Genomic DNA, 24,752 nt, shown 5'->3' on the forward strand with positions numbered 1-24,752 from the left:
GCCCTCGTCCGCGCCGGACGGGACTTCACCGAGACGAGCGCGACCTCTTCGGCTTCACCCGGCAGCTCGCTCACCGCGGCCGCACGGCACGGTACGGGCTGGACCCGGGCGCGTCCTGGACCCGGACGCGCCCGGACCCGTCACGGGAGACGGGAAAGGGACCGACGTCATGGGGGCCGGGGAACCGGACCGCCGTCACGGGGGGCAGGGAAACGGGCCACAGCCGCGGGGAGGGACCGGGACGAGCGAGGCGCCCGGTGGACCGATCGCTCAGGTCCACCGGGCGCCTCGACGTGCGTCCGGGCTCAGTCCTTGATCTCGCAGATCGCGGCGCCCGAGGTGATCGACGCGCCGACCTCCGCGGTGAGGCCCTTGATGGTGCCGGAGCGGTGCGCGTTCAGCGGCTGCTCCATCTTCATCGCCTCCAGGACGACGACCAGGTCGCCCTCCTTGACCTCCTGGCCCTCCTCGACGGCGACCTTGACGATCGTGCCCTGCATCGGCGAGGCGAGGGTGTCGCCGGAGGCCACCGGACCGGACTTCTTCGCCGCCCGGCGCTTCGGCTTGGCGCCCGCCGCCAGACCCGTACGGGCCAGGGTCATGCCGAGCGAGGCCGGGAGGGAGACCTCCAGGCGCTTGCCGCCGACCTCCACGACGACCGTCTCACGGCCGATCTCCTCGTCCGCCTCGGCGTCGGCCGGGGAGGCGAAGGGCTTGATCTCGTTGACGAACTCGGTCTCGATCCAGCGGGTGTGGACCGTGAACGGGTCGGCGGACCCGGTCAGCTCGGGCGCGAAGGCCGGATCCCTCACCACCGCGCGGTGGAACGGGATCGCCGTGGCCATGCCCTCGACCTGGAACTCCTCCAGGGCGCGGGCCGCGCGCTCCAGCGCCTCCTTGCGGGTGCGGCCGGTGACGATCAGCTTGGCCAGCAGCGAGTCCCAGGCCGGACCGATGACCGAGCCGGACTCCACGCCCGCGTCCAGGCGCACGCCCGGCCCGGACGGCGGGTCGAACGCGGTGACCGTGCCGGGGGCCGGGAGGAAGTTGCGGCCCGGGTCCTCGCCGTTGATGCGGAACTCGAAGGAGTGGCCGCGCAGCACCGGGTCGCCGTAGCCGAGCTCCTCGCCGTCGGCGATGCGGAACATCTCGCGGACGAGGTCGATGCCGGCGACCTCCTCGGTGACCGGGTGCTCGACCTGGAGGCGGGTGTTGACCTCCAGGAAGGAGATGGTGCCGTCGAGGCCGACGAGGAACTCCACCGTGCCGGCGCCGACGTAGCCGGCCTCCTTGAGGATGGCCTTCGACGCGGAGTACAGCTGGGCGACCTGGGCCTCGGACAGGAACGGCGCCGGGGCCTCCTCGACCAGCTTCTGGTGGCGGCGCTGGAGCGAGCAGTCACGGGTGGAGACGACCACCACGTTGCCGTGCTGGTCGGCGAGGCACTGGGTCTCGACGTGGCGCGGCTTGTCGAGGTAGCGCTCGACGAAGCACTCGCCCCGGCCGAAGGCGGCGACGGCCTCACGGACGGCGGAGTCGTACAGCTCCGGGACCTCTTCGAGGGTGCGGGCGACCTTCAGGCCGCGGCCGCCACCGCCGAAGGCGGCCTTGATCGCGATGGGGAGCCCGTGCTCCTTCGCGAAGGCCACGACCTCCTCGGCGCCGGACACCGGGTCGGGCGTACCGGCGACCAGGGGCGCGCCGGCGCGCTGCGCGATGTGCCGGGCCGCCACCTTGTCGCCGAGGTCGCGGATGGCCTGCGGGGGCGGGCCGATCCAGATCAGGCCCGCGTCCAGGACCGCCTGGGCGAACTCGGCGTTCTCGGAGAGGAAGCCGTAGCCCGGGTGGATGGCGTCCGCGCCGGACTCGCGGGCCGCGTTCAGCACCTTCTGGATGTCCAGGTAGCTGGTCGCCGGAGTGTCACCGCCCAGGGCGAACGCCTCATCCGCGGCGCGGACATGCAGAGCGTCCCGGTCCGGGTCCGCGTAGACGGCAACGCTCGCGATACCGGCATCCCGGCAGGCCCGGGCCACACGGACTGCGATTTCGCCACGGTTGGCGATGAGCACCTTGCGCACGATTGAGGCTCCCTCCTTGAAACAAGCCGAGTTTAGGGACTGCCGACACGGCTCTTCGACCCGTCCCCAGAGGTGAGCTTGCCCACACGGAGCGTGATGCGAGGCTCACTCGACCGCGAAATCCCTTGTAGTACCGCCGTACGCAGCACTCCTCCCGGAAACCCTAGCCCTCAACTGTGGCCAAGGTCTCTGTGAGAGCGTGCTGCGGCCCACTCTGTTTCTTTGTCGAGTCCCTACGAATGGCCCAATGATTCTTTGCCGGGCGCACAACCCTTGTCCCCAGGTTTACCCGTTAGTAGCGTTCACGATGTCTCGAACGTACTTGGGGTAACAGCAGTCCTCCCGGGGCTGGGTCGAAAGTGGGTGGGGACCGGTGGTCCGCAGACCGGTGGCAGCGATCGTGGCGGTCGTGCTCTTCGCCGAGGCGTTCGGCGTGGCGGCGCTGAACTGGTTCCTCGGGGTCGTCGTGGACCGGCAGGACATGTCGCTGGCCGGCCTGGACCCGCACATGATGTCGACCTCGTCGAAGATCGGCGGGGTCGTCTTCGGCCTCTACTTCGCCCTGTGCGGCCTGGTCGCCCTGCTGATGGCGGTACGCGGCCGGCCGGCCGCCGGCCTCGGCCGCATCCTGCTGATCAGCGCCGCGGTGGTGCACGGGCTGCTGGGCGCGTTCGTCTGGGGGCTGGTGGGCTGGCCGGCGTTCCTGTTCATGGTGGTGGTGCTGGCGCTGATCGTGCTGCTGCTGATGAGCTACGACCGTCAGGAGGGGCAGGCCGCCGCGGGGCCGCAGGCAGGTCCGGGCGGCGGCCCCGAGGACGAGGGCCCGGCCCCGGTCAGCGGTCCGCCGGCGCCCACAACTCCGTGATGCCCACGCCCAGTTGCGCCAGCAGGCGGCGGACGAGGGGCAGGCTGATGCCGATGACGTTGCCGTGGTCGCCGTCGATGCCGTCGATGAACGGGGCGGAACGGCCGTCCAGGGTGAACGCCCCGGCGACGTAGAGGGGCTCGCCCGAGGCGACGTACGCGGCGATCTCCTCGTCGGTCGGCTCCCCGAAGCGGACGACCGTGGAGGCGGTGGCCGAGGCGTACCGCCCGCTGACGGTGTCGTAGACGCAGTGCCCGGTCTGCAGCGTGCCGGCCCGCCCGCGCATCGCCTTCCAGCGGGCGGTGGCCTCCTCGGCGTCCGCGGGCTTGCCCAGGGCCTGGCCGTCCAGGTCGAGGACCGAGTCGCAGCCGATCACCAGGGCGCCCTTCACCTCGGGCTTCGCGGCCACGACGGAGGCCTTCGCCTCGGCGAGGGCCAGCGCCAGTTCGGCCGGGGTGGGGGCGGTGACGGCGTCCTCGTCGACCCCGCTGACGATCACCTCGGGGTCGAGGCCGGCCTGCCGCAGCAGGCCCAGCCGGGCGGGGGACTGGGAGGCGAGCACGAGTCGACGGCGCGGCTGATCAGTCATGCGGTCAGCGTATCCGCTGGCGCCCGGCCCGGGCCGGGCGCTTCATCCGAGGCCGATCACGATCATCGCCAGCACCATGGCCAGGGCGAGGAAGAGGCCGAGCCGCCGCATCGTCTCCTGCATGTCTCGCAGTTCCTTCGGCGGTTCGTTCTCGGGGTCGGACCACAGCATGGTGTCCAGGGTGCGGCGCGAGCGTGAAGGGCGCCTGAGTACGCGTACTCAAGTTGCCGGCCCGCAGCCGGTCGTGCGCGGCTGCGGGCCGGTGGGGGCCGGCGCGTCGGCTTGGCGGAGCCGTGGGCCGGTGTACGGCCCCGCGGCGCCCCGGCCGGCCGCTGTCAGCCCGGCCAGTAGGTGCGGGCCCACGACGCCCGGCCCGGCTGGGGCAGGCGGTGGGCCGCGATGCGTGACGGGTCGGACCACGCGTCCCTCGTCGTCGGCGCGCCGGACGGCGTGCTGGACGCCGCCGCGGCGCGGGCCCTGACCACCGCCAGTGCGGCGGCCAACTCCTCCGGGGTCGGGTTGCCCCGTACGACCTTGATCACAGCGGCTCCTTACAGGGGGATGTTGCCGTGCTTCTTCGGAGGCAGGGATTCCCGCTTCGTCCGCAGCTGACGCAGGCCGCGCACGATGTGCCGGCGGGTGTCCGACGGCATGACCACCGCGTCGACGTAACCGCGCTCGGCGGCGACATACGGGTTGAGGAGGGTGTCCTCGTACTCCTGGATCAGCCGGGCGCGGACCGCCTCGACGTCCTCACCGCTCGCCTCGGCCTCCGCGATGGTGCGGCGGTGCAGGATGTTGACCGCGCCCTGGGCGCCCATGACGGCGATCTGGGCGGTGGGCCAGGCCAGGTTGAGGTCGGCGCCCAGGTGCTTGGAGCCCATGACGTCGTACGCCCCGCCGAAGGCCTTGCGGGTGATGACCGTGATCAGGGGGACGGTGGCCTCGGCGTAGGCGTAGATCAGCTTCGCGCCGCGCCGGATGATGCCGTCGTGCTCCTGGCCGACGCCGGGCAGGAAGCCGGGGACGTCGACGAAGGTGATCACCGGGACGTTGAAGGCGTCGCACGTGCGGACGAAGCGCGCCGCCTTCTCGGACGCCTGGATGTCCAGGCAGCCCGCGAACTGCATCGGCTGGTTGGCGACGATCCCGACCGGGTGCCCCTCGACCCGGCCGAAGCCGGTGAGGATGTTCGGGGCGAACAGCGGCTGCGTCTCGAAGAACTCCGCGTCGTCCAGGACGTGCTCGATCACCGTGTGCATGTCGTACGGCTGGTTCGCGCTGTCCGGGACGAGCGTGTCCAGCTCGAGGTCCTCGTCGGTGACGGTGAGGTCCGCCTCCTCCGGGAACACCGGGGCCTCGCTGAGGTTGTTCGACGGCAGGTACGACAGCAACTGCTTGACGTACTCGATGGCGTCCTTCTCGTCGCCGGCCATGTGGTGCGCCACGCCCGAGACGGAGTTGTGGGTGCGGGCGCCGCCCAGTTCCTCGAAGCCGACGTCCTCGCCGGTGACGGTCTTGATGACGTCCGGGCCGGTGATGAACATGTGCGAGGTCTGGTCGACCATGACCGTGAAGTCGGTGATCGCGGGCGAGTACACCGCGCCGCCCGCGCAGGGGCCGACGACCAGCGAGATCTGCGGGATGACGCCGCTGGCGTGCGTGTTGCGGCGGAAGATCTCGCCGTACGCGCCCAGCGAGGCCACGCCCTCCTGGATGCGGGCGCCGCCGGAGTCGTTGATGCCGATGACCGGGCAGCCGGTCTTCAGCGCGAAGTCCATGACCTTGACGATCTTCTGGCCGTAGACCTCGCCGAGGGCACCGCCGAAGACGGTGAAGTCCTGGGAGAAGACGGCGACGGGGCGGCCGTCGACCGTGCCGTACCCGGTCACCACGCCGTCTCCGTACGGGCGGTTGCTCTCCAGCCCGAAGTTGGTCGAGCGGTGACGGGCGAACTCGTCCAGTTCGACGAAGGAACCCTCGTCGAGGAGGAGTTCGATGCGCTCACGGGCCGTCAGCTTGCCCTTCGCGTGCTGCTTCTCGACGGCACGTTCGGAGCCGGCGTGCGTCGCCTCCTGGACGCGGCGCTGGAGATCCGCGAGCTTTCCCGCGGTCGTGTGGATGTCGATCTCTTCCGGCTCGGACATCGGGATGCGGCTCCCTGCCTGCTCAAAAGGGGGGACGGTTACTCATCCGTAGCGTAGTGGTGCGCCTATGGATCAGCAGTGCGGCGTTTACCACACCTAGGGTGGCTTGCATGACGCCGCGAGATGCATCAGACGCGAACAACAGCCGGTGGTCCGATCTGGACCGTCCGCCCCTCAACGCCGTCGCGCTGCGGCGCGGGCTCGTGCGGGAGGGCGGGCTCTGGCGCGACGTGCAGGTCGTGCAGCGGACCGGCTCCACGAACTCCGATCTCGTGGCCCTGGCGGCCGCGGGGAAGGCGGACGAGGGCGCGGTCCTGGTGGCCGAGGAGCAGACCGCGGCACGGGGGCGGCTGGACCGGCGGTGGACGGCGCCCGCCCGCTCGGGGCTCTTCTTCTCCGTGCTGCTGCGACCGGCCGAGGTGCCGGTGGAGCGGTGGGGCTGGCTGCCGCTGCTGGCGGGGGTGGCGGTGGCCACCGGGCTGTCGCGTGCCGCGGGCGTCGACACGGCGCTCAAGTGGCCCAACGACCTGCTGGTGACCGTGGGCGGGGAGGAGCGCAAGGCCGGCGGGATCCTGGCCGAGCGGGCCGGGGCGGACGGGGTGGTGCTCGGACTCGGCGTCAACGTCTCGCTGCGGGCCGACGAGCTGCCGGTGCCGCAGGCGGGGTCGCTGGCGCTGGCCGGGGCGGTGAGCACGGACCGCGATCCGCTGCTGCGGGCCGTGCTGCGGTCGCTGGAGGAGTGGTACGGCCGGTGGCGCGCCGCCGGGGGCGACCCCGCGGCGAGCGGGCTGCAGGAGACGTACGCGGCCGGGTGCGCGACGCTCGGGCGCGTGGTGCGGGCGGAGCTGCCCGGGGAGCGGTCGGTGGTGGGGGAGGCGGTCGCGGTCGACGGCGACGGCAGGCTGGTGATCGCCACGGAGGACGGCGTGCAGGAGCCCGTGGGGGCGGGCGACATCGTGCATCTGCGGCCGGCCTGAGGGGTGCGTCCGCTCCACCTGACGGAGTGAGCTGGCGCACACCTGCCGTAGAGTTGAGGCCGGTCGATACCTGACCGCGGTAGATCGGAAGGGCACAGGCGTGACCGTCGACGACACGGGCTCCGGCGCGGGCGCGGACGGCCGGGTGGACCCTCCGCCGCTCTCGGCTTCGCTCGAGCGGGGGGACGCCCAAGCCGCCGAATCCGGCGACGACCCGCTCGCCCTGCGCCTGGAGCAGCTCATCCTCGGCGCCGAGCGGCGCTACACCCCGTTCCAGGCGGCCCGCAGCGCCGGTGTCTCCATGGAGCTGGCGTCCCGCTTCTGGCGGGCCATGGGCTTCGCCGACATAGGGCAGGCCAGGGCGCTCACCGAGGCCGACGTACTGGCCCTGCGGCGGCTCGCCGGTCTCGTGGAGGCGGGGCTGCTGAGCGAGGCCATGGCGGTGCAGGTGGCACGGTCGACCGGGCAGACCACCGCCCGGTTGGCGGAGTGGCAGATCGATTCCTTCCTGGAGGGGCTGACCGAGCCTCCCGAGCCGGGCATGACCCGCACCGAGGTCACCTATCCGATCGTCGAGCTGCTGCTGCCGGAGCTCGAGGAGTTCCTGGTCTACGTGTGGCGCCGGCAGCTGGCCGCCTCGGCCGGGCGGGTCGTGCAGGCCGCGGACGACGAGGAGATGGTCGACCGGCGGCTCGCGGTGGGGTTCGCGGATCTCGTCGGGTTCACCCGGCTGACCCGCCGTATGGAGGAGGAGGAGCTCGGCGAGCTCGTCGAGGCCTTCGAGACCACCGCCGCCGACCTGGTCGCCGCGCGGGGCGGGCGGCTCATCAAGACGCTGGGCGACGAGGTCCTGTACGCCGCCGACGACGCCGGTACCGCCGCCGACATCGCGCTGCGTCTCGTGGAGACCATGAGCAACGACGAGACGATGCCCGAGCTGCGCGTCGGCATGGCCTTCGGGACGGTGACCACCCGGATGGGCGATGTCTTCGGCACGACCGTCAATCTGGCCTCGCGGCTGACGTCGATAGCGCCGCGGGACGCCGTCCTCGTCGACAGCGCGTTCGCGGAGGAGATCATCCGCACCGGGGACGCGCCCGCCTCCGAGGCCGAGGCCGCCGAGGAGGCGGCCGCCGCCGAGAAGGAGGGCGAGGAGCCGCCCGTCTACCGGTTCGCGCTCCAGCCGATGTGGCAGCGCCCGGTGCGCGGGCTCGGTGTGGTCGAGCCCTGGCTGCTGACCCGCCGGGACGACGGCGGCGAGTGACCTCGGGCGGTCAGGGCAGGGGCGCGTCGAGCGGGTCCACGCACAGTCCGACCACGGGGACGCACAGGTCCGGCTGGTCCGGCTGCCGCGGCGGGGGAGCGGGCGCCGGGGCGGTCGGCGCGGGCGTCGCCGTCGACGGGGGCCGCGGGCGGCCGGCCGCGGTGGGCGCGGGTGCCGGGGCGCGGGTCGCGGCCGGTGCCGGTGGCACGCCCGGGGCCGCCGGGGTGTAGGTGGCGCCCGGAGTGAGGGCGACGGACGTCGGTGAACCGGGGGTGCCCGGGACCAGGGTGACCTCGGGTGCCGGGCGGGTGCTCGGCACGCCCGTGGTGGCGGAGGCCGTCGGGACGGCGGCGACGGTGGCGCCCGCGTGGGCCGCGCGGTCGGTGTCCGGGTCCGTGCCCAGGACGGGGTCGGGGCGGGCTCCCGCCTCCGCGGTACCGAGTCCGCCGACGCCCGAGTCGGGCGTCATCCGGAGGAAGCTCAGCACACCGGCGATCACCACGAGGCCGCCCGCGGCGAACAGCGTCTTGCGGGGGCGGGGACGGCGGTGCCGGCCCCGGGCGGCGGTCCGGAGACGGACGGGCTCCCCCACCTGCGGCTCCTCGGCCCCGATGCCTCGTCCGGTCGGCGTACTCACCGGTGTGCTCGTCATCGCGTTCCCTCCCCGGTGCGATTCGCGCCCCCGATGCGCCGGGGCGGACGCACGTTATGCGCTCCCTTGGGCGGTCGGGTGGGAGTTGGGCGGGATGTCACTCGAACGGGTGGACGGGCGGGATCGCGGTGGCCGGACGGGCGGTGACGCGGGAGCGGGCCGGGCCCTCGTCCGCTCTTTCCCCGGCGCACCCGGCCTGCGATGATCGGTCGAGCGGGAGAGGTTAACCCGCGTTAACCTGCGTCGATCCGGAGGGTGTCATGAGCGAGGAGCGGTTCGGGGAGTTCGTCCTGGTGCGGCGGCACGAGGACGGGCATGTCGCGGAGCTGGCCCTGGACCGGCCCAAGGCCATGAACGCCGTCTCGACCGGGATGGCCCGGTCCATCGGCGCGGCCTGCGCGGCGCTGGGCCGGGACCGGGACGTCCGCGTGGTCGTGGTGACCTCGACGCACGAGCGGGCCTTCTGCGTGGGCGCCGACCTGAAGGAGCGGAACTCCCTCAGCGACGCCGAACTGGTGCGGCAGCGGCCGGTGGCGCGGGGCGCGTACACCGGGGTGCTGGAGCTGCCGGTGCCCACGGTCGCCGCGGTGCACGGGTTCGCGCTGGGCGGCGGGTTCGAGCTGGCGCTGGCGTGCGACGTGATCGTGGCCGACCGTACGGCCGTGGTGGGGCTGCCCGAGGTGTCGGTCGGGGTGATTCCGGGCGGTGGGGGTACGCAGCTGCTGCCCCGGCGGGTGGGGGCGGCCCGGGCGGCCGAGCTGATCTTCAGCGCCCGGCGGGTGGAGGCCGTGGAGGCGCGGGAGCTGGGACTGGTGGACGTGCTGGTGGAGGAGGGGAGGGACCGCGAGGAGGCGTTGGCGCTGGCCGCGCGGATCGGGGCCAACTCCCCGGTGGGCCTGCGGGCGGCCAAGCGGGCCCTGCGGCTGGGGCAGGGGCTGGACCTGCGGGCGGGGCTGGAGGTCGAGGACGCGGCCTGGCGGTCGGTGGCGTTCTCGGGGGACCGGGCGGAAGGGGTGGCGGCGTTCAACGAGAAGCGCAAGCCGCAGTGGCCGGGGGAGTGACCCGCCCCGGGGAGGGGGCGTGCCGTCACTCCAAGTGCCATCCCGGTGTCCCCTTGGTGGGTAAATGTCCCTAGCCTGATGAAATGGGTGAGGACAGACGCCTCGCGGCCGTGGTGGCGCTGGCGCAGGGAATGGCGGCAGCGCACACGCCCCGGGAGTCGTGGCGGGCGGCGGCGCTCGGGGCCTGCCGGGCGCTGGCCGGCGCGTTCGCCGCGCTCTCGGTGTGGGAGCGCGACCTCGGGCGGCTGCGTGTCCTGGTGAACGTGGGGGACCGGGCGCCGGACGAGGAGGAGTTCCCGGACGGCGAGGCCTATCCGGTGCACCAGTTCCCGGAGATCACCGAGTTCCTGCACGAACGCTGGGTGGCCGGCGGCGAGCCCAACGCCTGGGTGGAGACGGCGCAGGGGCCCGCCGCCGGGCGGCCCGGCTACTGCCACCAGCGGGTCGCCGCCCTGCGCCGGCGCGGGCGCGGCTCCTGTGTCGTCGCGCCGATCGTGCTGCACGGCCGCGCCTGGGGCGAGCTGTACGTGGCCCGCTCCTCCGGCACGCCCGTCTTCGACCGCGCCGACGCCGACTTCGCCACCGTCCTGGCCGCGGTGGTCGCCGCCGGGCTGGCGCAGACCGAGCGGCTGGAGGAGGCCCGCCGGCTCGCCTTCACCGACGCCCTCACCGGCCTGGCCAACCGCCGCGCCGTCGACGTACGGCTGGAGGAGGCGGTCGAGCGGCACCGGACGCGGGGGGACGTGGTCAGTCTCGTCGTGTGCGACCTCAACGGGCTCAAGCGGGTGAACGACACCCAGGGACATGCCGTCGGGGACCGGCTGCTGGAGCGGTTCGGGTCGGTGCTGTCGCTGTGCGGGGCCATGCTGCCCGGGGCGCTCGCCGCCCGGCTGGGCGGGGACGAGTTCTGTCTGCTCGCGGTCGGGCCGTCCGCCGACGACGTGGTGAAGGTGGCCGACGAACTGTGCCTGCGGGCCCTGCAACTGGAGCTCGGGGAAGGGGTGGCCTGCGGCGTCGCCTCCACCGAGGACCCCATCGGAACGGTGCGTTCCGCCCGGCGGCTGTTCCGGCTCGCGGACGCCGCCCAGTACCGGGCGAAGGCGGTGCGGGCCGCCCGGCCGGTCGTCGCCGGGCGGGAGGGGCCGGACGATCCCGTCGTGCGCCTCGCCGACGAACCGCCCCAGGGGCCGGCCGCCGAGCGGCGCAGCTTCCGTGGGCGGCGGAGCTGAGGTGTGACGCATCGGTAAGGGGTGAGGCCCGGCCCCAGTGGTGACATCTTCGTCTTCACTGCGTACGCTCCTGAATATGGATATGCACACTGTGGTGGTGGGGACGTCCGGGGTCACCGCGTCCGACGTGCTCGCCGTGGCGCGCGGCGGCGCCCGGGTCGAACTCTCCGAGGAGGCGGTGACGGCCCTCGCCGCCGCCCGCGAGATCGTCGACGCGCTGGCGGCCAAGCCCGACCCCGTCTACGGCGTCTCCACCGGTTTCGGCGCCCTCGCCACCCGGCACATCAGCCAGGAACTGCGCACCCAGCTCCAGCGCAACATCGTCCGCTCGCACGCCGCCGGCATGGGGCCGCGCGTGGAGCGGGAGGTCGTCCGGGCCCTGATGTTCCTGCGGCTGAAGACCGTCTGCTCCGGGCACACCGGGGTGCGCCCCGAGGTCGCCCGGACCATGGCCGACCTGCTGAACGCCGGCATCACCCCCGTCGTCCACGAGTACGGCTCCCTCGGCTGCTCCGGCGACCTGGCCCCGCTCTCCCACTGCGCCCTCACGCTCATGGGAGAGGGCGACGCCGAGGGGCCGGACGGCGTCGTGCGGCCCGCCGGGGACCTGCTCGCCGAGCACGGGATCGCCCCCGTCGAGCTGCGCGAGAAGGAGGGCCTCGCCCTCCTCAACGGCACCGACGGCATGCTCGGCATGCTGATCATGGCCCTGGACGACCTCGACACCCTCTACAAGTCCGCCGACGTCACGGCGGCGCTCTCGCTGGAGGCCCTCCTCGGCACCGACCGGGTGCTCGCGCCCGAGCTGCACGCCATCCGCCCGCACCCCGGACAGGAGGCCAGCGCGGCCAACATGCTGGCCGTCCTGAAGGGGTCCGGGCTGACCGGGCACCACCAGGACGACGCGCCCCGCGTCCAGGACGCCTACTCGGTGCGCTGCGCCCCGCAGGTCGCCGGCGCCGGACGGGACACCATGGCCCACGCCCGGCTGGTCGCCGAGCGGGAGCTGGCCTCGGCCGTCGACAACCCGGTCGTCCTGCCGGACGGGCGCGTGGAGTCCAACGGCAACTTCCACGGCGCGCCGGTGGCCTACGTCCTCGACTTCCTCGCCATCGCCGCCGCCGACCTCGCCTCGATCGCCGAACGCCGCACCGACCGGCTGCTGGACAAGAACCGCAGCCACGGACTGCCGCCGTTCCTCGCGGACGACGCCGGCGTCGACTCCGGGCTGATGATCGCCCAGTACACGCAGGCCGCGCTGGTCAGCGAGTTGAAGCGGCTGGCCGTACCCGCCTCGGCGGACTCGATCCCGTCCTCCGCGATGCAGGAGGACCACGTGTCCATGGGCTGGTCCGCGGCGCGCAAGCTGCGCACGGCCGTCGACAACCTCACGCGCGTGCTCGCCGTCGAGCTGTACGCCGCCACGCGCGCCGTCGAGCTGCGCGAGGGGCTGACCCCGGCGCCGGCCACCCGGGCGGTCATCGACGCCGTACGGGAGGCGGGGGTCCAGGGGCCCGGTCCCGACCGGTTCCTCGCGCCCGACCTCGCGGCGGCGGACGCCTTCGTGCGCGCGGGGCGGCTCGTCGCGGCCGCGGAGACCGTCACCGGGCCGCTGCGGTAGGCGCCCGGCGGAGAAGACGGCGCGGGGCCCTGCCGTCCACGGGTGACGGCAGGGCCCCGACGGTGTGTCCGGACGGACTACTTGAGCTTGGCGACCTGCGCCTGGACCACGGCGGCCGGGATCTCGGCGGCCTCACCGGTGCCGAGCGCGGCGAAGTTCACCGTGTAGAACGTGGCGATGGTGTTGCCCTTGCGCACCACCTCGGTGTGGAAGGTGGCCGTGCCCTCGCCGTCCATGTCGACGTCCTCGGCGAAGGCGATCGACTCGTCACCGAGCCCGGAGCCCTTGGTCGCGGCGACCTTGGTGACCTTCGAGTCCTCGCCGCCGGTGGTGAGGCCGTACCCGCCGGAGCAGGCCGTCACGCCGTCGGTGACGGCCTTCATGGCCTTCTCGGCCCCGTCGCCGTCGTACGACGAGAGACCCACGAACGTCATGTCGACGTTGAAGGCGTCCGCGATGTCCTCCGGCTGCGCGGTGGCGGTCGACGCCTTGTCCTCCGAGACGGAGTTGCTGGCGTTCGCGTCCGTGTCGCCCGGGGCGAGACCGGCCGTGGCCCAGGCGAGCGGGTCGCAGGCCGGCTTGTCGGTCTTCACCTCGGTCTTGGACTTCGGGAGCGTGTCGTCACCCGAGTCGACCTTGTACCCCTTGACCTCGCCCTGGACCAGCAGCAGCTTCTCCAACTCGGCTGCGGTCAGGGCGTTCGCGGCCGGAGCCGACGAGGAGGAGGACGAACCGGAACCCGCGCCGGAACCGCTGGATCCCTTGTCCTTCTTCGACCCGTCGCTCGAACAGCCTGTGATGAGGGCGAGCGACAGAGCGCCCACGGCAGCCGTGGCGCACAGCCGCGCACCCGATGATCTCTTCATGAGCGGACTATGAAGGTCTGGTCAAGTGAGCGTCAAGTCATTTCAAAAACCGAGGCGTTCCCGGCGAACGGAATAAACCACGAATCCCGCACCCAAGGCGAGCAAAGTGGTTCCGCCCACCACGTACGGGGTGGTGTCGAAGCTGCCGGTGTCGGCGAGCCGGGTGCCCTCGGTGTCGCTCGCGGCGCCGGTGGCGGAGGTCGTGGTGGCGTCGGTGACGGTCGCGTTCGCGGCCCGCGCCTGGGCGGTGGCCTGCGGCTTCGCGTCCGCTCTCGCCGGGAAGTCCTGCGTCGCGTTGGCGTTCGGGACGAACCACAGGGCGCCCAACAGGGTGCCCGCGGCGGTGGCGGTCAGCAACGGACGGCGAGCGGATGACACGGAATATCGATCCCCTTGTGGCGCTGGCGAATTGGCCGTGTGGCCCGATGCTAATGAAAGGCGCGGGTCGCGGGAAAGTTGCGGGACCCGGGAGCCGTACGCTCCGGGCATGAGCACTGAAGAGACATCCCGATATGTCCGGCTTCGCGTGGAGCTCGTCCTGGAGGTCGGGGACGCGGACGCGGTGACCGGGGCCGCCCTGCGGCGCATCGCGGCGGATCCCGGGACGCCGGAGGCCGAGCGGGCGCACACCGAGAGCGCTGTGACCGAGGACACCGCCGAGGCCCTCGCCTACCTCGTCGACCCGTTGGACCTGATCAGTGAGGTGCCGGGGGTCGAACTCCAGCAGGCCTCCTGGTCCAGCGAACCCGTCGACTACGACCCGGATTCGCCGGAGTGGGACCTCGACGGGGATGATGTCGACGAGGATGACGGCGCGGACGGCCGGAAGGACGCCCGCACGGGCGGCATCGGCTGAACGTCTTGGGGAAATCGTGACCCCGGGCGGCAACCGCCGCCCGGGGTTCCGTCGTCTCACAGGACGCACTGACCGACACCCGCACCACGGGTCCCGGGCGATTCACCGCCCCTGTGGACGTGGTGTGGCCCACACATTCGCAGGATGTGGAACGGGACGAACCGGTCGTAGCGTTGATGTTCTTGACGGGGACTCTCGGGGTTCGGGAATCGGCAACGATGGAGAAGCGTGTGATGACGAACAGTAGGCGGCGCAGGGGTCTGAGGACCGCGTCCGCACTGCTCGGCGGTGTTCTGGTGCTCTCTGCGTGTTCCGGTGGTGACAGCAGCGCCTCGGACGGCGGCACGGGCGGCTCTTCTCAGGCCAGGGCCGACGAGGCGGCGGCGGAGAAGGCGTCGGAGGCCCAGATCAAGATCACGCCCGCGGACGGCTCGGACAACGCCTCCATCAACAACTCGGCGACCGTCACGGTGAGCAAGGGCACGCTCACCCAGGTGACGATGACCACCGCCGACGGCACCGCCGTGGAGGGCGAGCTCTCCGCCGACAAGACCAGCTGGAAGCCCAGCGGCCAGCTCGAGCGCTCCACCACCTACAAGCTCGCGGCGACCGCGAAGGACTCCGAAGGCCGCGAGGCCCACGAGAACGCGTCCTTCACCACGGTCTCCCCCGACAACAGCTTCATAGGCAACTTCACGCCCGAGGACGGCTCGACCGTCGGCGTGGGCATGCCGGTGTCGATCAACTTCAACAAGGAGATCACCAACAAGGCCGCCGTCCAGAAGGGCATCACGGTCACCTCCAGCAGCGGCCAGGAGATCGTCTGCCACTGGTTCAACACCCAGCGCATGGACTGCCGGCCCGAGGACTACTGGCAGGAGAACTCCACCGTCACGCTGAAGCTCGCGCTCGACGGCGTCCAGGGTGCCGAGGGCGTCTACGGCGTCCAGCAGAAGACGGTCACCTTCAAGATCGGCCGCAACCAGGTCACCTACGTCGACGCCAAGACCAAGCAGATGAAGGTCACGCAGGACGGCAAGACGGTCCGGACCATCCCGATCTCCGCCGGCTCGCCCGACAACAAGACGTACGAGGGCCAGATGGTGATCTCCGAGAAGTTCAAGGAGACCCGGATGAACGGCGCGACGGTCGGCTTCACCGACGACGACGGCAAGGGCGAGTACGACATCAAGGACGTGCCGCACGCCATGCGTCTGACCACCTCCGGCACCTTCGTGCACGGCAACTACTGGGGCGCGAAGTCCATCTTCGGCTCGGTGAACACCAGCCACGGCTGCGTCGGCCTGTCCGACACCAAGGGCGCCGACGACCCGAGCACGCCGGGCGCCTGGTTCTACGACAACTCGATCGTCGGTGACGTCGTGGTCGTCCAGAACACCGGCGACAAGACCGTCGCCCCGGACAACGGCCTCAACGGCTGGAACATGGACTGGGCGCAGTGGAAGGCCGGTTCGGCCGTCTGACGCCCAGTCGGCGCACAGCTTTCCGATGCCGCCCCCAGGGGCGGCATCGGTGTTTCCGGGGTCGGGCACAGGCTTCTCATCCATCTCTTATTCGAGCCTTATCGCTTCATCACGGTCCGTACCTAGCTTGCGGCGCATGTTCTTCACCTACCTGAGGCGCGAACTGCGCCGCCGCAGAAGGGCGGCCCTCGTCGTCGCCTCCGGCCTCGCGCTGGGCATCGCGCTGGTCATCGTGGTCACCTCCGTGTCCTCCGGCATGGGGAAGGCCCAGGACAAGGTCCTGCAGTCCCTGTACGGCCTGGGTACGGACATGACGGTCACCAAGGCCGCCTCGCCCACCGCGACCCCCTCCGACCGGCCGCGCTTCCAGTTCGACGCGCAGGACGACGGCTCCGGCGAGGAGCAGAGCAGCGACCGCGTCATGGTCCAGGGCTTCCAGACCCTGTCCACCTCGACCGTCACCAAGGTCGGCAAGCAGGACGGCGTCGCCGACGCGGTCGGCGGACTGAGCCTCCAGGTCATCAAGGTCAGCGGCCAGTTCACCCGCGGCCAGTTCCAGCAGGGCGGCAACGGCTCCACCGGCGGCCAGCAGGGCGGGCCGGGCGGCGCCGGCGGCACGGGCGGCCAGCCGCAGGGTGAAGTGCGGGGCGGCGGCGCCGACTTCGACGTCAACAACTACTCCGTCTACGGCACCGACGTCACCGAGGCCGCGCTCGGCCCGCTGACCTCCTCCCGGATCACCAGCGGCCGTACGTTCAAGGCGACGGAGACCGACGGCAAGGTCGCCGTGCTGGACTCGGCGTACGCCAAGGAGAAGAAGCTCAAGGTCGGCTCGACCGTCACCATCAAGAGCGTCACGTTCAGCGTGATCGGCGTCGCCACCGCCGACAGCGGCGACTCCGCCGCCGACGTCTACATCCCGCTGCCCCAGGCGCAGACCCTCAGCGACTCGAAGGACAGGGTCACCACGATCTACGTCAAGGCGACCGACTCCCAGAAGATCGACAGCGTCAAGTCCGCGATCCAGAAGAACGTCTCGGGGACGACGGTGACGACCTCCGCGGACCTCGCGGACACCGTCTCCGGTTCCCTGTCCACGGCGTCCTCCCTCGCCACCAGCGTCGGCACGTGGCTGTCCATCGCGGTGCTGGTCGCCGCGTTCCTGGTGGCCGGGCTGCTCACCTCGTCGGCGGTCTCGCGGCGCGTGCGGGAGTTCGGGACGCTGAAGGCGCTCGGGTGGAAGTCCGGGCGGGTGACCCGGCAGGTCGTCGGTGAGGCGATGGTCAACGGGCTGCTGGGCGGCGTGCTGGGCATCGCGGTCGGAGTGGCGGGAGCGTACGCGGTGACGGCGATGAGCCCGACGCTGGAGGCGCAGCTGGGCGGCGGCGGTGGCGGCGGCACGGGCGGCCCCGGGGGCGGCGGGGGCTTCGGCGGTCCCGGGCGGCAGGCGGCGGCGAAGACGCTCGACGTCGCGCTCACCGCGCCCGTGAGCGTCACGACCGTGGCGCTCGCCGTGGCGCTCGCGGTGGCCGGTGGGCTGATCGCGGGGGCGTTCGGCGGCTGGCGGGCGTCCCGGCTGCGTCCGGCCGACGCGCTGCGGCGCGTCGAGTAGCCGCCGCCGGAAATCCCGCACCCCCTCACCCCACCCAGGAGCTGACCCATGTACGAACTCAGAGGCGTCACCAAGCGCTACACCCGCGGCAAGGAGACCGTCCACGCCCTCGACGGTGTCGATCTGACCATCCCGGACGGCGACCGGCTCGTCATCCAGGGGCCCACCGGCGGCGGCAAGTCGACGCTGCTGCAGATGCTCGGCGCGCTCGACCGGCCCAGCGAGGGCGAGATCGTCCTCGACGGTGTCGATCTGGCCAAGCTGTCGGAGGCCAGGCTGACGAAGGTACGCAGCGAGAACATCGGCTTCGTCTTCCAGTCGTTCAACCTCATCCCGACGCTCACCGCGCAGGAGAACGTCGAGACCGCCCTCGTCCCCCTCGGCGTGAAGTCCCGGGAACGGCGCGAGCGGGCCGCCGAGGCGCTGAAGTCGGTCGGGCTCGGCGAGCGGCTCGGGCACCTGCCCAGTGAGATGTCCGGCGGGCAGCAGCAGCGCGTGGCCATCGCCCGCGCCCTGGTGAAGCGGCCGAAGGTGCTCCTCGCCGACGAACCCACCGGCAACCTCGACGAGTCCATGCGCGACGAGATCATGGACGTCCTCGAGACCCTGTGGAAGGAGCACGGGCTCACCTTCATCATGGTCACGCACGACTCGTCGATCGCGAGGAAGGCCCCCCGCCTCGCGACCATTCGCAAGGGCAGGATCACGGTGAAGGAGAACGCCGCCACCTGACGGCCCCGCCACGTACCCCGGCGAGCAGCCGGACACCGGCCCACGTCGGCCCGGCCCCGGCCTCGCACGAGAGGCCGCGGCCGGGCCGGTTCGCGGGGCGGGGTCGGGTCGAGCGGCCGGCCCGAATCGAGCGGCCGGGGCCCGGCCGGCCGGCGTCAGGCGGACAGTGCGCGCAGCGCCTCGCCGACCGCCGCCACCCCTTCGGCGACGACCCCGGCCGGGGTGGCCGCGTAGCCGAGGACCAGGCCGGGAGGCCCGGGCAGCCGGCGGTGCCAGGACAGGGGCTGCACCTTCACCCCACGGGCCAGCGCGGCGGCGGCCAGCTCGGTGTCCGGCACGTCCGGCGCGTACGTGACGGTGAGGTGCAGGCCGGCCGCCGCGCCGTGCACCACCGCGCCCGGCAGATGGCCGGCGAGGGCGTGGATCATCGCGTCGCGGCGGCGCCGGTGACGGCCGCGCAGCAGCCGTAGATGCCGCTCCAGGTCACCGGACTCCATCAGCCGGGCCAGCACCAGCTGCGGCAGGACGGCGTTGCCCAGGTCGGTGAAGCGTTTCGCGGCGACCAGCGCGTCCCGGTGGCGGTGCGGCGGCACCATCCAGCCGATCCGCAGCGCGGGCGCGAGCAGCTTGGACACGCTGCCCAGATAGCAGACCCGGTCGTCGAGGAGACCGCGCAGGGCGGGCACCGGGGGCCGGTCGTAGCGGTGTTCGGCGTCGTAGTCGTCCTCGACGATCAGCCCACCCTCCGCCGCCCAGCGCAGCAGCTCCCGCCGGCGCTCGCCGCTCGTCACCACGCCCAGGGGGAACTGGTGGGCCGGGGTGAGCAGCACCGCCCGGGCGCCGGTGGCGCGCAGCGCGTCCACCCGGACGCCCTCGTCGTCGACGGGCACCGGCGGGGTGGCCAGGCCGCCGTGCTCCAGGTGCTGACGGGTGCCGAGCGAGCCGGGGTCCTCGACGGCGACGGTGTCGAGACCGTCCGCCCGCAGCACCGGGTGCAGCAGGGTGAGCGCCTGTGCGGTGCCCGCGACGACGAGCACCTCGTCCGGCTCGACCCGGATGCCGCGCCCGCGCGCCAGCCAGCCGGCGATCGCACGGCGCAGCTCCGGGGCGCCGCTCGGGTCGCCGTATCCGAGGTGCTCGGCGGACAGCCCGGCGAGCACGGCGCGTTCCGCCCGCAGCCAGGCCGAGCGGGGGAACGCGGTGAGGTCCGGCCGGCCGGGTGTGAAGTCGATGCGGGACGGGGCGGCACGCAGCGCGTCGAAGACCTCGGGGCCGGGCACACCGGCGAACAGCGAGCCCGGCGCGACCGGCTCCGGGGCGACCGCGGCCGGGGTCCGGGGCGGCAGGGCGGGGGAGACCGCCACCACCACCGTCCCGCCGCGTCGGCGCCCCTCGACGTGACCGTCCTCCGTCAGCCGCCGGTACGCCTCGGCGACCACCCCGCGGGAGACGCGCAGCTCGGCGGCGAGCACCCGGGTCGGCGGGAGCCTGCTGCCCACGGTGAGCCGGCCGTCGGCCATCGCCCGGCGCAGCTGCCGCACCAGCCAGTCCGCCTTGCCGCCGGGAGGCGCGTCACCGGCGTCGAGCTGGAGGAAGTCCGAGCCGTGCGCCGGGTGCCCGTCGTAGGCCGCCGGGGTGTCGGTGGTGCGGCGCGTCGCCGTTGCCTGTTCCCGCTCGGTCACCCCGCCCATGCTGCCACGGCTCACCCCGGCGGCCGGTGCCCGGCGGGGACGGGGTCGGGGTAGAGGAACTCGGGTGCGGCGGGGGTGAGGACGGCGACCCTGGGGCCGGCCGCGGGCGGAGCGGTCTGCGGGGGACCGGCCGTGGCGGGGCGGCCGGGCATCGAGCCACCGGCCGGTGAGGGGGCGGTCCTCGCCGGGCCGGTCGGCGGCCAGTGCGCGGACAGCTCCTCCGCGAGCGTCTTCAGCAGCTCCGCCACGGTCTCCTCACCGCCGTCGTGCAGCGCCTCCACCACCACGAGGATCCTGCCGGTGTGCTCCCCGACCGCGGAGTGGCCGCTCTGCCGGTTGGTCCAGCGCCGGGCATGGGAGCGCCCGGCGGAGTCGGCGAAGATCACCTCACCGGGCGCGGGGTGCTCGATGCCGCCGCCGAACGTCGTGTACCGCTCGTCGCCGCGGGCGTGGCGCACCTCCAGCAGCGGCCCGGCGATACGGTCGGCGTCGAGGGCCGCCACCGGGACGGCGTAGGCCGCCGAGACGGCGTTGCACAGGTCGACCACCGGATGGATGCGCGGCAGGCTCCCCTCCTTGCGCAGCCGCCGCAGCAGCGACTCCGAGGCGCACCGGTACTGCGTCGGCCTGAGCCCCATCCGGGCGAACGCCCGCCGCCAGGCCAGCACTTCGGGGAACCCGCTCTCGGTGGCCCCGGCCAGCCGCTCCAGCGCACGCGAGGTGTACTCGGCGACGCGCGCTCCGACGTCGGCGGTGGCGTCGACACCGGTGGCGTACAGGGCGCCGGCGGCGAGGCCGGGGTGGTCGCGGCGGACGGCGTCCGCGTGCCGGAAACGCATGCTCACGCCACCGCCAGCCGCGCGCTCAGGCCCACGAAGCTGGCGGCGAACACCCCGCGCAGGCCGGTCATCACCCGCGGCCGGGACAGCAGACGGTCCCGGACGGCGGCGGCGCACAGGCCGTACGCGGCGAAGACCACGAAGGTCACCCCCATGAAGACGGCCCCGAGCCGCAGCATCGCGCCCGTCGACCCGGATGCGCCGGCGGGGACGAACTGCGGCAGGAACGCCACGAAGAAGATCGTCAGCTTCGGGTTGAGCAGGTTGACCAGCACCGCGGAGCCGATCACCCGGGCCGCCGGCCGGGGCCCGTCCCCCTCCACCACCAGCGCGCCCTTGTCGCGCGCCACGGCCCACGCCATGTACAGCAGATAACCGACCCCGAGGTACTTCACCGTCTCGTAGGCGACCGCGCTGGTGTTCAGCAGCGCGGCGAGGCCGGTGATCGTCGCCGCCAGGTGCGGCACGATGCCGAGGGTGCAGCCGAACGCGGCGATCACGCTCGCCCGGCGGCCGTGGGACAGCCCGGCGGCGAGGGTGTACACCACCCCGGTGCCGGGGGTGACCGCCATCACCAGGGCGGTCAGCAGGAACGCGATGCTCAAGGGGACCTCCGCAAGGTTGACCTCCGCACGTGCGAGGTCCCTCCACCCTGACGGGCCCATGGTCCGGCCGACAGGGCCAAAGACGGCTGCCTCGACAGGTCCAAAAGGGCGGCCGGACACCGCCTCCCGCTGAGCGCTGAGCGAACGCCGACCCGGAGGGGGAGCCTTCGGCGCCCGTTCGTGCTTGCGTGGCCCCATGACGTCCGAGAAACCCAGCGCGTCCACCACCGTCGAGTACATCCGCTACCACATCCCCGAGAAGCGCTCCGCGGAGTTCCTCGCCGCCTACACCCGGGCCGCGCCCCTCCTCGCGGCCTCACCCCACTGCGTCGACTACGAACTCGCCCGCTGCGAGGAGGACTTCGCGCACTTCGTCCTGCGCGTCACCTGGACGTCGACGGAGGACCACCTCGAGGGCTTCCGCACCTCGGACCTGTTCCCCGCCTTCCTCGCCGAGACCCGCCCGTACGTCGGGGACATCGAGGAGATGCGCCACTACAAGCCCACGTCGGTGCGCGGCGAGGGCTCCGCCGTGCCCACCCTGTACGAGTGGGCGGGCGGCGCCGAGGCACTGGCCCGCCTGACGGAGGCCTGCTACGCCAAGGTGCTCGCGGACGACCTCCTCGCCCCGGTCTTCGCGGACCTGGGCCCCGAGTACGCCGAGCACGTCGCCCTCTGGCTCGCGGAGGTCTTCGGCGGCCCCGCGACCTACTCCGCGACCCTGGGCGGCCATGGCCACATGGTCGCCCAGCACGTGGGCCGAGGCATCACCGAGCCGCAGCGCCGCCGCTGGGTGAACCTCGTCCAGGACGCGGCGGACGAGGCCGGCCTCCCCACGGACGCGGAGTTCCGCTCGGCGTTCCTCGCCTGCGTCGAATGGGGCACCCGCCTCGCCGTGCGCTTCTCCGGACCGGACGCCAAGCCGCCGACGGACCAGGCGGTGCCGAAGTGGGGCTGGGGGGTGATGCCGCCGCACCGGGGCTGAGGGGCCCGGCGGCGCCGTGCGAGCGACGACCGGTCACCACAGCCGTCCGGCCACCGAAGACGAGGGCCGTGGCGGGCACCTGAGGGCGGCGGCCCCCGGCCGGCCCGGCACCGGTGCGCGGGGAGACCTGCTGAGCCGCGGGGCGATCTGCTAGGCCGAGGGCGCCTGAGACCCGGCCCCCGCCCGCGTCGCGTCGGTTCCCCAGCTCGCCAGCAGGCGCAGCGCCTCCGCCGAAGGCGACCCCGGCTCCGCGTGGTACGCCACCATCGACTGCTCGCCGTCGTCCGCCAGCCTGAAGCTCTCGAAGTTCAGGGAGAGCTCGCCGACCAGCGGATGCCTGAGCCGCTTCACCCCGTGGCTCTTCTCCTTGACGTCGTGCGTCGCCCACAGCCGCCGGAAGTTCTCGCTCTTCACCGACAGCTCACCCACCAGCGCCGACAGCCGGGGGTCGTCCGGGTAGCAGCCGGCGTCCATGCGCAGCACGCACACGATGTCGATCGCCTTCTGCTCCCAGTCCAGGTACAGCTCGCGGTAGTCGGGCCGCAGGAACACCAGCCGGGCCCAGTTGCGCTCGGCGGGCGGGAGCTCGGCCCAGTCCCCGAAGACGGCCGCGGCCATCCGGTTCCAGGCGAGGATCTCCGTGCGCCGTCCCACGATGTACGCGGGCACCCCGTCCATCAGGTCCAGCAGCTGCCGCAGCGAGGCCCGCGCCTGCTGTGGCCGGGCCGCCTGCTTCTTCTTGTGCTTCGGCTTCGCCAGGTGGGTGAGGTGGGCGTGCTCGGCGTCGGTCAGCCGCAGGGCGCGCGCGATGGAGTCGAGCACCTCCGCCGACACGTTCCGCCCGTTGCCCTGCTCCAGGCGCGTGTAGTACGCCACCGACACCCCGGCCAGCTGCGCCAGCTCCTCGCGCCGCAGCCCCGGCACCCGGCGGTGCCGCCCGTAGTCCGGCAGCCCCACGTCCTCCGGCTTCAGCCGGGCCCGCCGGGTGCGCAGGAACTCGCTGAGTTCGGCACGCCGGTCCAGGCCGCCGGCGGGCTCCGGCACGGCTTCGGGCTGTTGGTCCATGCGTCCAGTATTCACCGTCGTACGCACACGATCCTGACCCCGCCAGTGGTAGGCACGGGGGACGTAGGCACAGGTGAGGACTGGGTGACCGCCGGGCGTTGCGGCAGGCTGGACGCCGTACCCGGTCCGAAGGCAGACCGGGCGTACGACCTGCTAGGAGACCCCAGCATGACCACTGGCACGACCACCGTCGCCGCTTACGCCGCACCGTCCGCCAAGGCTCCGCTGGAGCGCACGACCATCGAGCGCCGCGCGGTCGGCGAGTTCGACGTGCTGATCGACATCAAGTTCGCCGGCATCTGCCACTCCGACATCCACCAGGCCCGGGAGGGCTGGGGCGAGGCGATCTTCCCGATGGTGCCCGGCCACGAGATAGCGGGCGTCGTCTCGCAGGTCGGACCGGGCGTGACGAAGTTCGCCGTCGGTGACCGGGTGGGCGTCGGCTGCCTCGTCGACTCCTGCCGCGAGTGCGACAACTGCAAGGCAGGGCAGGAGCAGTACTGCCTGAACGGGAGCTTCGGCCCCACGTACAACGCGATCGGCCGGGACGGCACGCCCAACCACGGCGGCTACTCGCAGAAGATCGTCGTCGACGAGAACTTCGTCGTGCGCATCCCCGACGGCCTGCCCCTGGACGTCGCCGCACCCCTGCTGTGCGCCGGCATCACCCTCTTCTCCCCGCTGAAGCGCTGGAACGCCGGCCCCGGCAAGAAGGTCGCGATCCTCGGCCTGGGCGGCCTCGGCCACATGGGCGTGAAGATCGCCCATGCCCTCGGCGCCGAGGTGACCGTGCTGTCGCAGTCCCTGCGCAAGAAGGACGACGGCCTCAAGCTGGGCGCCGACCACTACCACGCCACCAGCGACCCGAAGACCTTCGAGGAACTGCGCGGTACGTTCGACCTGATCGTGTCCACGGTCTCGGCCCCGCTGGACTTCAACGCCTACCTGACGCTGCTCAAGACGGAGGGCGCGCTGGTGAACGTGGGCGCCCCCGAGGAGCCCGTCTCCCTCAACCTCTTCTCCGTGATCGGCGGCGGCAAGACCCTCGCCGGCTCCATGATCGGCGGCATCCGCGAGACCCAGGAGATGCTGGACTTCTGCGCCGAGCACGGCCTGGGCGCGGAGATCGAACTGATCAGCGCGTCCGAGATCAACGACGCGTACGAGCGGGTGCTCAACAGCGATGTGCGGTACCGGTTCGTGATCGACACGGCGACGATCTGACACCGTCGGACGTCCCGCACGAAGGCCCCCCGGCTGGTGCCGGGGGGCCTCAGCCGTACGCGGGGAGGACATCATTCCGGTTTCCCGCGCCCCTCGTGCCCGGTTGTCCGGGGAGGAGGAAGGTGCTCCGCGCGCTCCCGGAGGGAGGAATCGGATCCCCTTTCGGGCTCAGGCGATCCAGGGAGACACCGCCGTCCCGGTGTGGGTGAGCCACTCTGGGCGTCCCGCCCCCCACGGCCCCCTCAGCCGCCCCCCCCACGGCCCCCTCAGCCGTGCCCCGACGGCCCCTCAGCCGTGCCCCGACGGCACC

The 24,752-nt window shown here is 72.8% G+C and carries 24 protein-coding genes; 12 read left to right on the forward strand and 12 right to left on the reverse strand.

The genetic code is table 11. From position 1 onward, the window contains the following. Positions 1 to 305 precede the first annotated feature (305 nt). Positions 306 to 2,078: an acetyl/propionyl/methylcrotonyl-CoA carboxylase subunit alpha gene (locus ACIBBD_RS13525; protein WP_399419519.1), complete on the reverse strand. Its 1,773-nt coding sequence runs from the start codon at positions 2,076 to 2,078 to the stop codon at positions 306 to 308. A gap of 373 nt (positions 2,079 to 2,451) precedes the next feature. On the opposite strand from ACIBBD_RS13525, the gene ACIBBD_RS13530 reads away from it, so the two are divergent. Further along, the gene (locus ACIBBD_RS13530) at positions 2,452 to 2,943 is read left to right on the forward strand and encodes a hypothetical protein (RefSeq protein WP_399419520.1); all 492 of its coding nucleotides are present in this window, start codon (positions 2,452 to 2,454) and stop codon (positions 2,941 to 2,943) included. On the opposite strand, the gene ACIBBD_RS13535 is transcribed toward ACIBBD_RS13530, so the two are convergent. From ACIBBD_RS13535 to ACIBBD_RS13550, 4 genes are all read right to left on the reverse strand, one after another. Beyond that, entirely contained in the window at positions 2,912 to 3,532 is a 621-nt protein-coding gene (locus tag ACIBBD_RS13535; protein WP_399419521.1) for a Maf family protein, read from the reverse strand. The genes ACIBBD_RS13530 and ACIBBD_RS13535 overlap by 32 nt on opposite strands. 42 nt (positions 3,533 to 3,574) lie before the next feature. Continuing rightward, positions 3,575 to 3,703, reverse strand: a complete 129-nt coding sequence (gene mmpB / locus ACIBBD_RS13540; RefSeq protein WP_399419522.1) for a morphogenic membrane protein MmpB — start codon at positions 3,701 to 3,703, stop codon at positions 3,575 to 3,577. Between the two features lie 164 nt (positions 3,704 to 3,867). Then, entirely contained in the window at positions 3,868 to 4,074 is a 207-nt protein-coding gene (locus ACIBBD_RS13545; RefSeq protein ID WP_399419523.1) for an acyl-CoA carboxylase epsilon subunit, read from the reverse strand. A gap of 9 nt (positions 4,075 to 4,083) precedes the next feature. Continuing rightward, positions 4,084 to 5,679: an acyl-CoA carboxylase subunit beta gene (locus ACIBBD_RS13550; RefSeq protein ID WP_399419524.1), complete on the reverse strand. Its 1,596-nt coding sequence runs from the start codon at positions 5,677 to 5,679 to the stop codon at positions 4,084 to 4,086. Positions 5,680 to 5,789: 110 nt separating this feature from the next. On the opposite strand from ACIBBD_RS13550, the gene ACIBBD_RS13555 reads away from it, so the two are divergent. Continuing rightward, on the forward strand, positions 5,790 to 6,656 hold the full coding sequence (locus ACIBBD_RS13555) for a biotin--[acetyl-CoA-carboxylase] ligase (protein ID WP_399419525.1): 867 nt from the start codon (positions 5,790 to 5,792) through the stop codon (positions 6,654 to 6,656). A gap of 100 nt (positions 6,657 to 6,756) precedes the next feature. Further along, on the forward strand, positions 6,757 to 7,920 hold the full coding sequence (locus tag ACIBBD_RS13560; protein ID WP_399419526.1) for an adenylate/guanylate cyclase domain-containing protein: 1,164 nt from the start codon (positions 6,757 to 6,759) through the stop codon (positions 7,918 to 7,920). Positions 7,921 to 7,930: 10 nt separating this feature from the next. Here the strand turns inward: ACIBBD_RS13560 and ACIBBD_RS13565 are convergent, their stop codons facing one another. After that, positions 7,931 to 8,572 (reverse strand): hypothetical protein, encoded by a 642-nt coding sequence (locus ACIBBD_RS13565; protein WP_399419527.1) that lies wholly within the window; start codon positions 8,570 to 8,572, stop codon positions 7,931 to 7,933. A gap of 260 nt (positions 8,573 to 8,832) precedes the next feature. On the opposite strand from ACIBBD_RS13565, the gene ACIBBD_RS13570 reads away from it, so the two are divergent. The 3 genes from ACIBBD_RS13570 to hutH all read left to right on the forward strand — a co-directional run bounded on the left by ACIBBD_RS13570 (position 8,833) and on the right by hutH (position 12,483). Continuing rightward, complete coding sequence (locus ACIBBD_RS13570; protein ID WP_399419528.1) at positions 8,833 to 9,633, forward strand: enoyl-CoA hydratase/isomerase family protein; 801 nt, start codon at positions 8,833 to 8,835, stop codon at positions 9,631 to 9,633. Positions 9,634 to 9,716: 83 nt separating this feature from the next. Continuing rightward, positions 9,717 to 10,862, forward strand: coding sequence for a diguanylate cyclase domain-containing protein (locus ACIBBD_RS13575; RefSeq protein ID WP_399419529.1), 1,146 nt, complete (start codon positions 9,717 to 9,719; stop codon positions 10,860 to 10,862). Positions 10,863 to 10,944: 82 nt separating this feature from the next. Then, positions 10,945 to 12,483, forward strand: coding sequence for a histidine ammonia-lyase (gene hutH / locus ACIBBD_RS13580; RefSeq protein ID WP_399419809.1), 1,539 nt, complete (start codon positions 10,945 to 10,947; stop codon positions 12,481 to 12,483). A gap of 77 nt (positions 12,484 to 12,560) precedes the next feature. Here hutH and ACIBBD_RS13585 read toward each other — a convergent pair whose 3' ends face one another. Then, positions 12,561 to 13,349 (reverse strand): hypothetical protein, encoded by a 789-nt coding sequence (locus tag ACIBBD_RS13585; RefSeq protein ID WP_399419530.1) that lies wholly within the window; start codon positions 13,347 to 13,349, stop codon positions 12,561 to 12,563. A gap of 42 nt (positions 13,350 to 13,391) precedes the next feature. Beyond that, positions 13,392 to 13,727 carry an LPXTG cell wall anchor domain-containing protein gene (locus ACIBBD_RS13590; RefSeq protein ID WP_399419531.1) on the reverse strand — a complete coding sequence of 112 codons (336 nt, stop codon included), beginning with the start codon at positions 13,725 to 13,727 and terminating at the stop codon, positions 13,392 to 13,394. Positions 13,728 to 13,836: 109 nt separating this feature from the next. Here ACIBBD_RS13590 and ACIBBD_RS13595 point away from each other — a divergent pair, with 109 nt between their 5' ends. From ACIBBD_RS13595 to ACIBBD_RS13610, 4 genes are all read left to right on the forward strand, one after another. Beyond that, positions 13,837 to 14,205, forward strand: a complete 369-nt coding sequence (locus ACIBBD_RS13595) for a hypothetical protein (protein ID WP_399419532.1) — start codon at positions 13,837 to 13,839, stop codon at positions 14,203 to 14,205. Positions 14,206 to 14,438: 233 nt separating this feature from the next. Next, positions 14,439 to 15,689, forward strand: coding sequence for an Ig-like domain-containing protein (locus ACIBBD_RS13600; RefSeq protein WP_399419533.1), 1,251 nt, complete (start codon positions 14,439 to 14,441; stop codon positions 15,687 to 15,689). Positions 15,690 to 15,825: 136 nt separating this feature from the next. After that, positions 15,826 to 17,301: an ABC transporter permease gene (locus ACIBBD_RS13605; protein WP_399419534.1), complete on the forward strand. Its 1,476-nt coding sequence runs from the start codon at positions 15,826 to 15,828 to the stop codon at positions 17,299 to 17,301. A gap of 48 nt (positions 17,302 to 17,349) precedes the next feature. Beyond that, positions 17,350 to 18,033 (forward strand): ABC transporter ATP-binding protein, encoded by a 684-nt coding sequence (locus ACIBBD_RS13610; protein ID WP_399419535.1) that lies wholly within the window; start codon positions 17,350 to 17,352, stop codon positions 18,031 to 18,033. 155 nt (positions 18,034 to 18,188) lie between these two features. On the opposite strand, the gene ACIBBD_RS13615 is transcribed toward ACIBBD_RS13610, so the two are convergent. Genes ACIBBD_RS13615 through ACIBBD_RS13625 form a run of 3 tightly spaced genes read right to left on the reverse strand, consistent with a single transcriptional unit; the run spans position 18,189 to position 21,168 of the window. Next, positions 18,189 to 19,724, reverse strand: a complete 1,536-nt coding sequence (locus tag ACIBBD_RS13615) for a PLP-dependent aminotransferase family protein (protein WP_399419536.1) — start codon at positions 19,722 to 19,724, stop codon at positions 18,189 to 18,191. 11 nt (positions 19,725 to 19,735) lie between these two features. Then, on the reverse strand, positions 19,736 to 20,563 hold the full coding sequence (locus ACIBBD_RS13620) for a phenylalanine--tRNA ligase beta subunit-related protein (protein ID WP_399419810.1): 828 nt from the start codon (positions 20,561 to 20,563) through the stop codon (positions 19,736 to 19,738). A 2-nt stretch (positions 20,564 to 20,565) separates the two neighbouring features. Continuing rightward, positions 20,566 to 21,168: a LysE family translocator gene (locus tag ACIBBD_RS13625; protein ID WP_399419537.1), complete on the reverse strand. Its 603-nt coding sequence runs from the start codon at positions 21,166 to 21,168 to the stop codon at positions 20,566 to 20,568. 196 nt (positions 21,169 to 21,364) lie between these two features. Between ACIBBD_RS13625 and ACIBBD_RS13630 the strand changes: the two genes are divergently transcribed. Beyond that, positions 21,365 to 22,153 (forward strand): group II truncated hemoglobin, encoded by a 789-nt coding sequence (locus tag ACIBBD_RS13630; RefSeq protein WP_399419538.1) that lies wholly within the window; start codon positions 21,365 to 21,367, stop codon positions 22,151 to 22,153. A 150-nt stretch (positions 22,154 to 22,303) separates the two neighbouring features. Here the strand turns inward: ACIBBD_RS13630 and ACIBBD_RS13635 are convergent, their stop codons facing one another. Next, positions 22,304 to 23,218 (reverse strand): helix-turn-helix domain-containing protein, encoded by a 915-nt coding sequence (locus ACIBBD_RS13635; protein ID WP_399419539.1) that lies wholly within the window; start codon positions 23,216 to 23,218, stop codon positions 22,304 to 22,306. A gap of 168 nt (positions 23,219 to 23,386) precedes the next feature. Between ACIBBD_RS13635 and ACIBBD_RS13640 the strand changes: the two genes are divergently transcribed. Next, a complete protein-coding gene (locus ACIBBD_RS13640) occupies positions 23,387 to 24,442 on the forward strand; it encodes an NAD(P)-dependent alcohol dehydrogenase (protein ID WP_399419540.1) in 1,056 nt (351 codons plus the stop codon). Positions 24,443 to 24,752: the final 310 nt, after the last annotated feature.

Origin of the sequence: Streptomyces sp. NPDC051315 (genome assembly GCF_044455165.1) — a bacterium.
Lineage (GTDB): Bacteria > Actinomycetota > Actinomycetes > Streptomycetales > Streptomycetaceae > Streptomyces.

Coding starts and splice junctions, on each gene's coding strand:
- ACIBBD_RS13535 (WP_399419521.1), bottom strand. CDS start 3,532: ATGACTGATCAGCCGCGCCGTCGACTCGTGCTCGCCTCCCAGTCCCCC.
- mmpB (WP_399419522.1), bottom strand. CDS start 3,703: ATGCTGTGGTCCGACCCCGAGAACGAACCGCCGAAGGAACTGCGAGAC.
- ACIBBD_RS13550 (WP_399419524.1), bottom strand. CDS start 5,679: ATGTCCGAGCCGGAAGAGATCGACATCCACACGACCGCGGGAAAGCTC.
- ACIBBD_RS13555 (WP_399419525.1), top strand. CDS start 5,790: ATGACGCCGCGAGATGCATCAGACGCGAACAACAGCCGGTGGTCCGAT.
- ACIBBD_RS13565 (WP_399419527.1), bottom strand. CDS start 8,572: ATGACGAGCACACCGGTGAGTACGCCGACCGGACGAGGCATCGGGGCC.
- ACIBBD_RS13570 (WP_399419528.1), top strand. CDS start 8,833: ATGAGCGAGGAGCGGTTCGGGGAGTTCGTCCTGGTGCGGCGGCACGAG.
- ACIBBD_RS13575 (WP_399419529.1), top strand. CDS start 9,717: ATGGGTGAGGACAGACGCCTCGCGGCCGTGGTGGCGCTGGCGCAGGGA.
- hutH (WP_399419809.1), top strand. CDS start 10,945: ATGCACACTGTGGTGGTGGGGACGTCCGGGGTCACCGCGTCCGACGTG.
- ACIBBD_RS13585 (WP_399419530.1), bottom strand. CDS start 13,349: ATGAAGAGATCATCGGGTGCGCGGCTGTGCGCCACGGCTGCCGTGGGC.
- ACIBBD_RS13595 (WP_399419532.1), top strand. CDS start 13,837: ATGAGCACTGAAGAGACATCCCGATATGTCCGGCTTCGCGTGGAGCTC.
- ACIBBD_RS13600 (WP_399419533.1), top strand. CDS start 14,439: ATGACGAACAGTAGGCGGCGCAGGGGTCTGAGGACCGCGTCCGCACTG.
- ACIBBD_RS13605 (WP_399419534.1), top strand. CDS start 15,826: ATGTTCTTCACCTACCTGAGGCGCGAACTGCGCCGCCGCAGAAGGGCG.
- ACIBBD_RS13610 (WP_399419535.1), top strand. CDS start 17,350: ATGTACGAACTCAGAGGCGTCACCAAGCGCTACACCCGCGGCAAGGAG.
- ACIBBD_RS13615 (WP_399419536.1), bottom strand. CDS start 19,724: ATGGGCGGGGTGACCGAGCGGGAACAGGCAACGGCGACGCGCCGCACC.
- ACIBBD_RS13620 (WP_399419810.1), bottom strand. CDS start 20,563: ATGCGTTTCCGGCACGCGGACGCCGTCCGCCGCGACCACCCCGGCCTC.
- ACIBBD_RS13630 (WP_399419538.1), top strand. CDS start 21,365: ATGACGTCCGAGAAACCCAGCGCGTCCACCACCGTCGAGTACATCCGC.
- ACIBBD_RS13635 (WP_399419539.1), bottom strand. CDS start 23,218: ATGGACCAACAGCCCGAAGCCGTGCCGGAGCCCGCCGGCGGCCTGGAC.
- ACIBBD_RS13640 (WP_399419540.1), top strand. CDS start 23,387: ATGACCACTGGCACGACCACCGTCGCCGCTTACGCCGCACCGTCCGCC.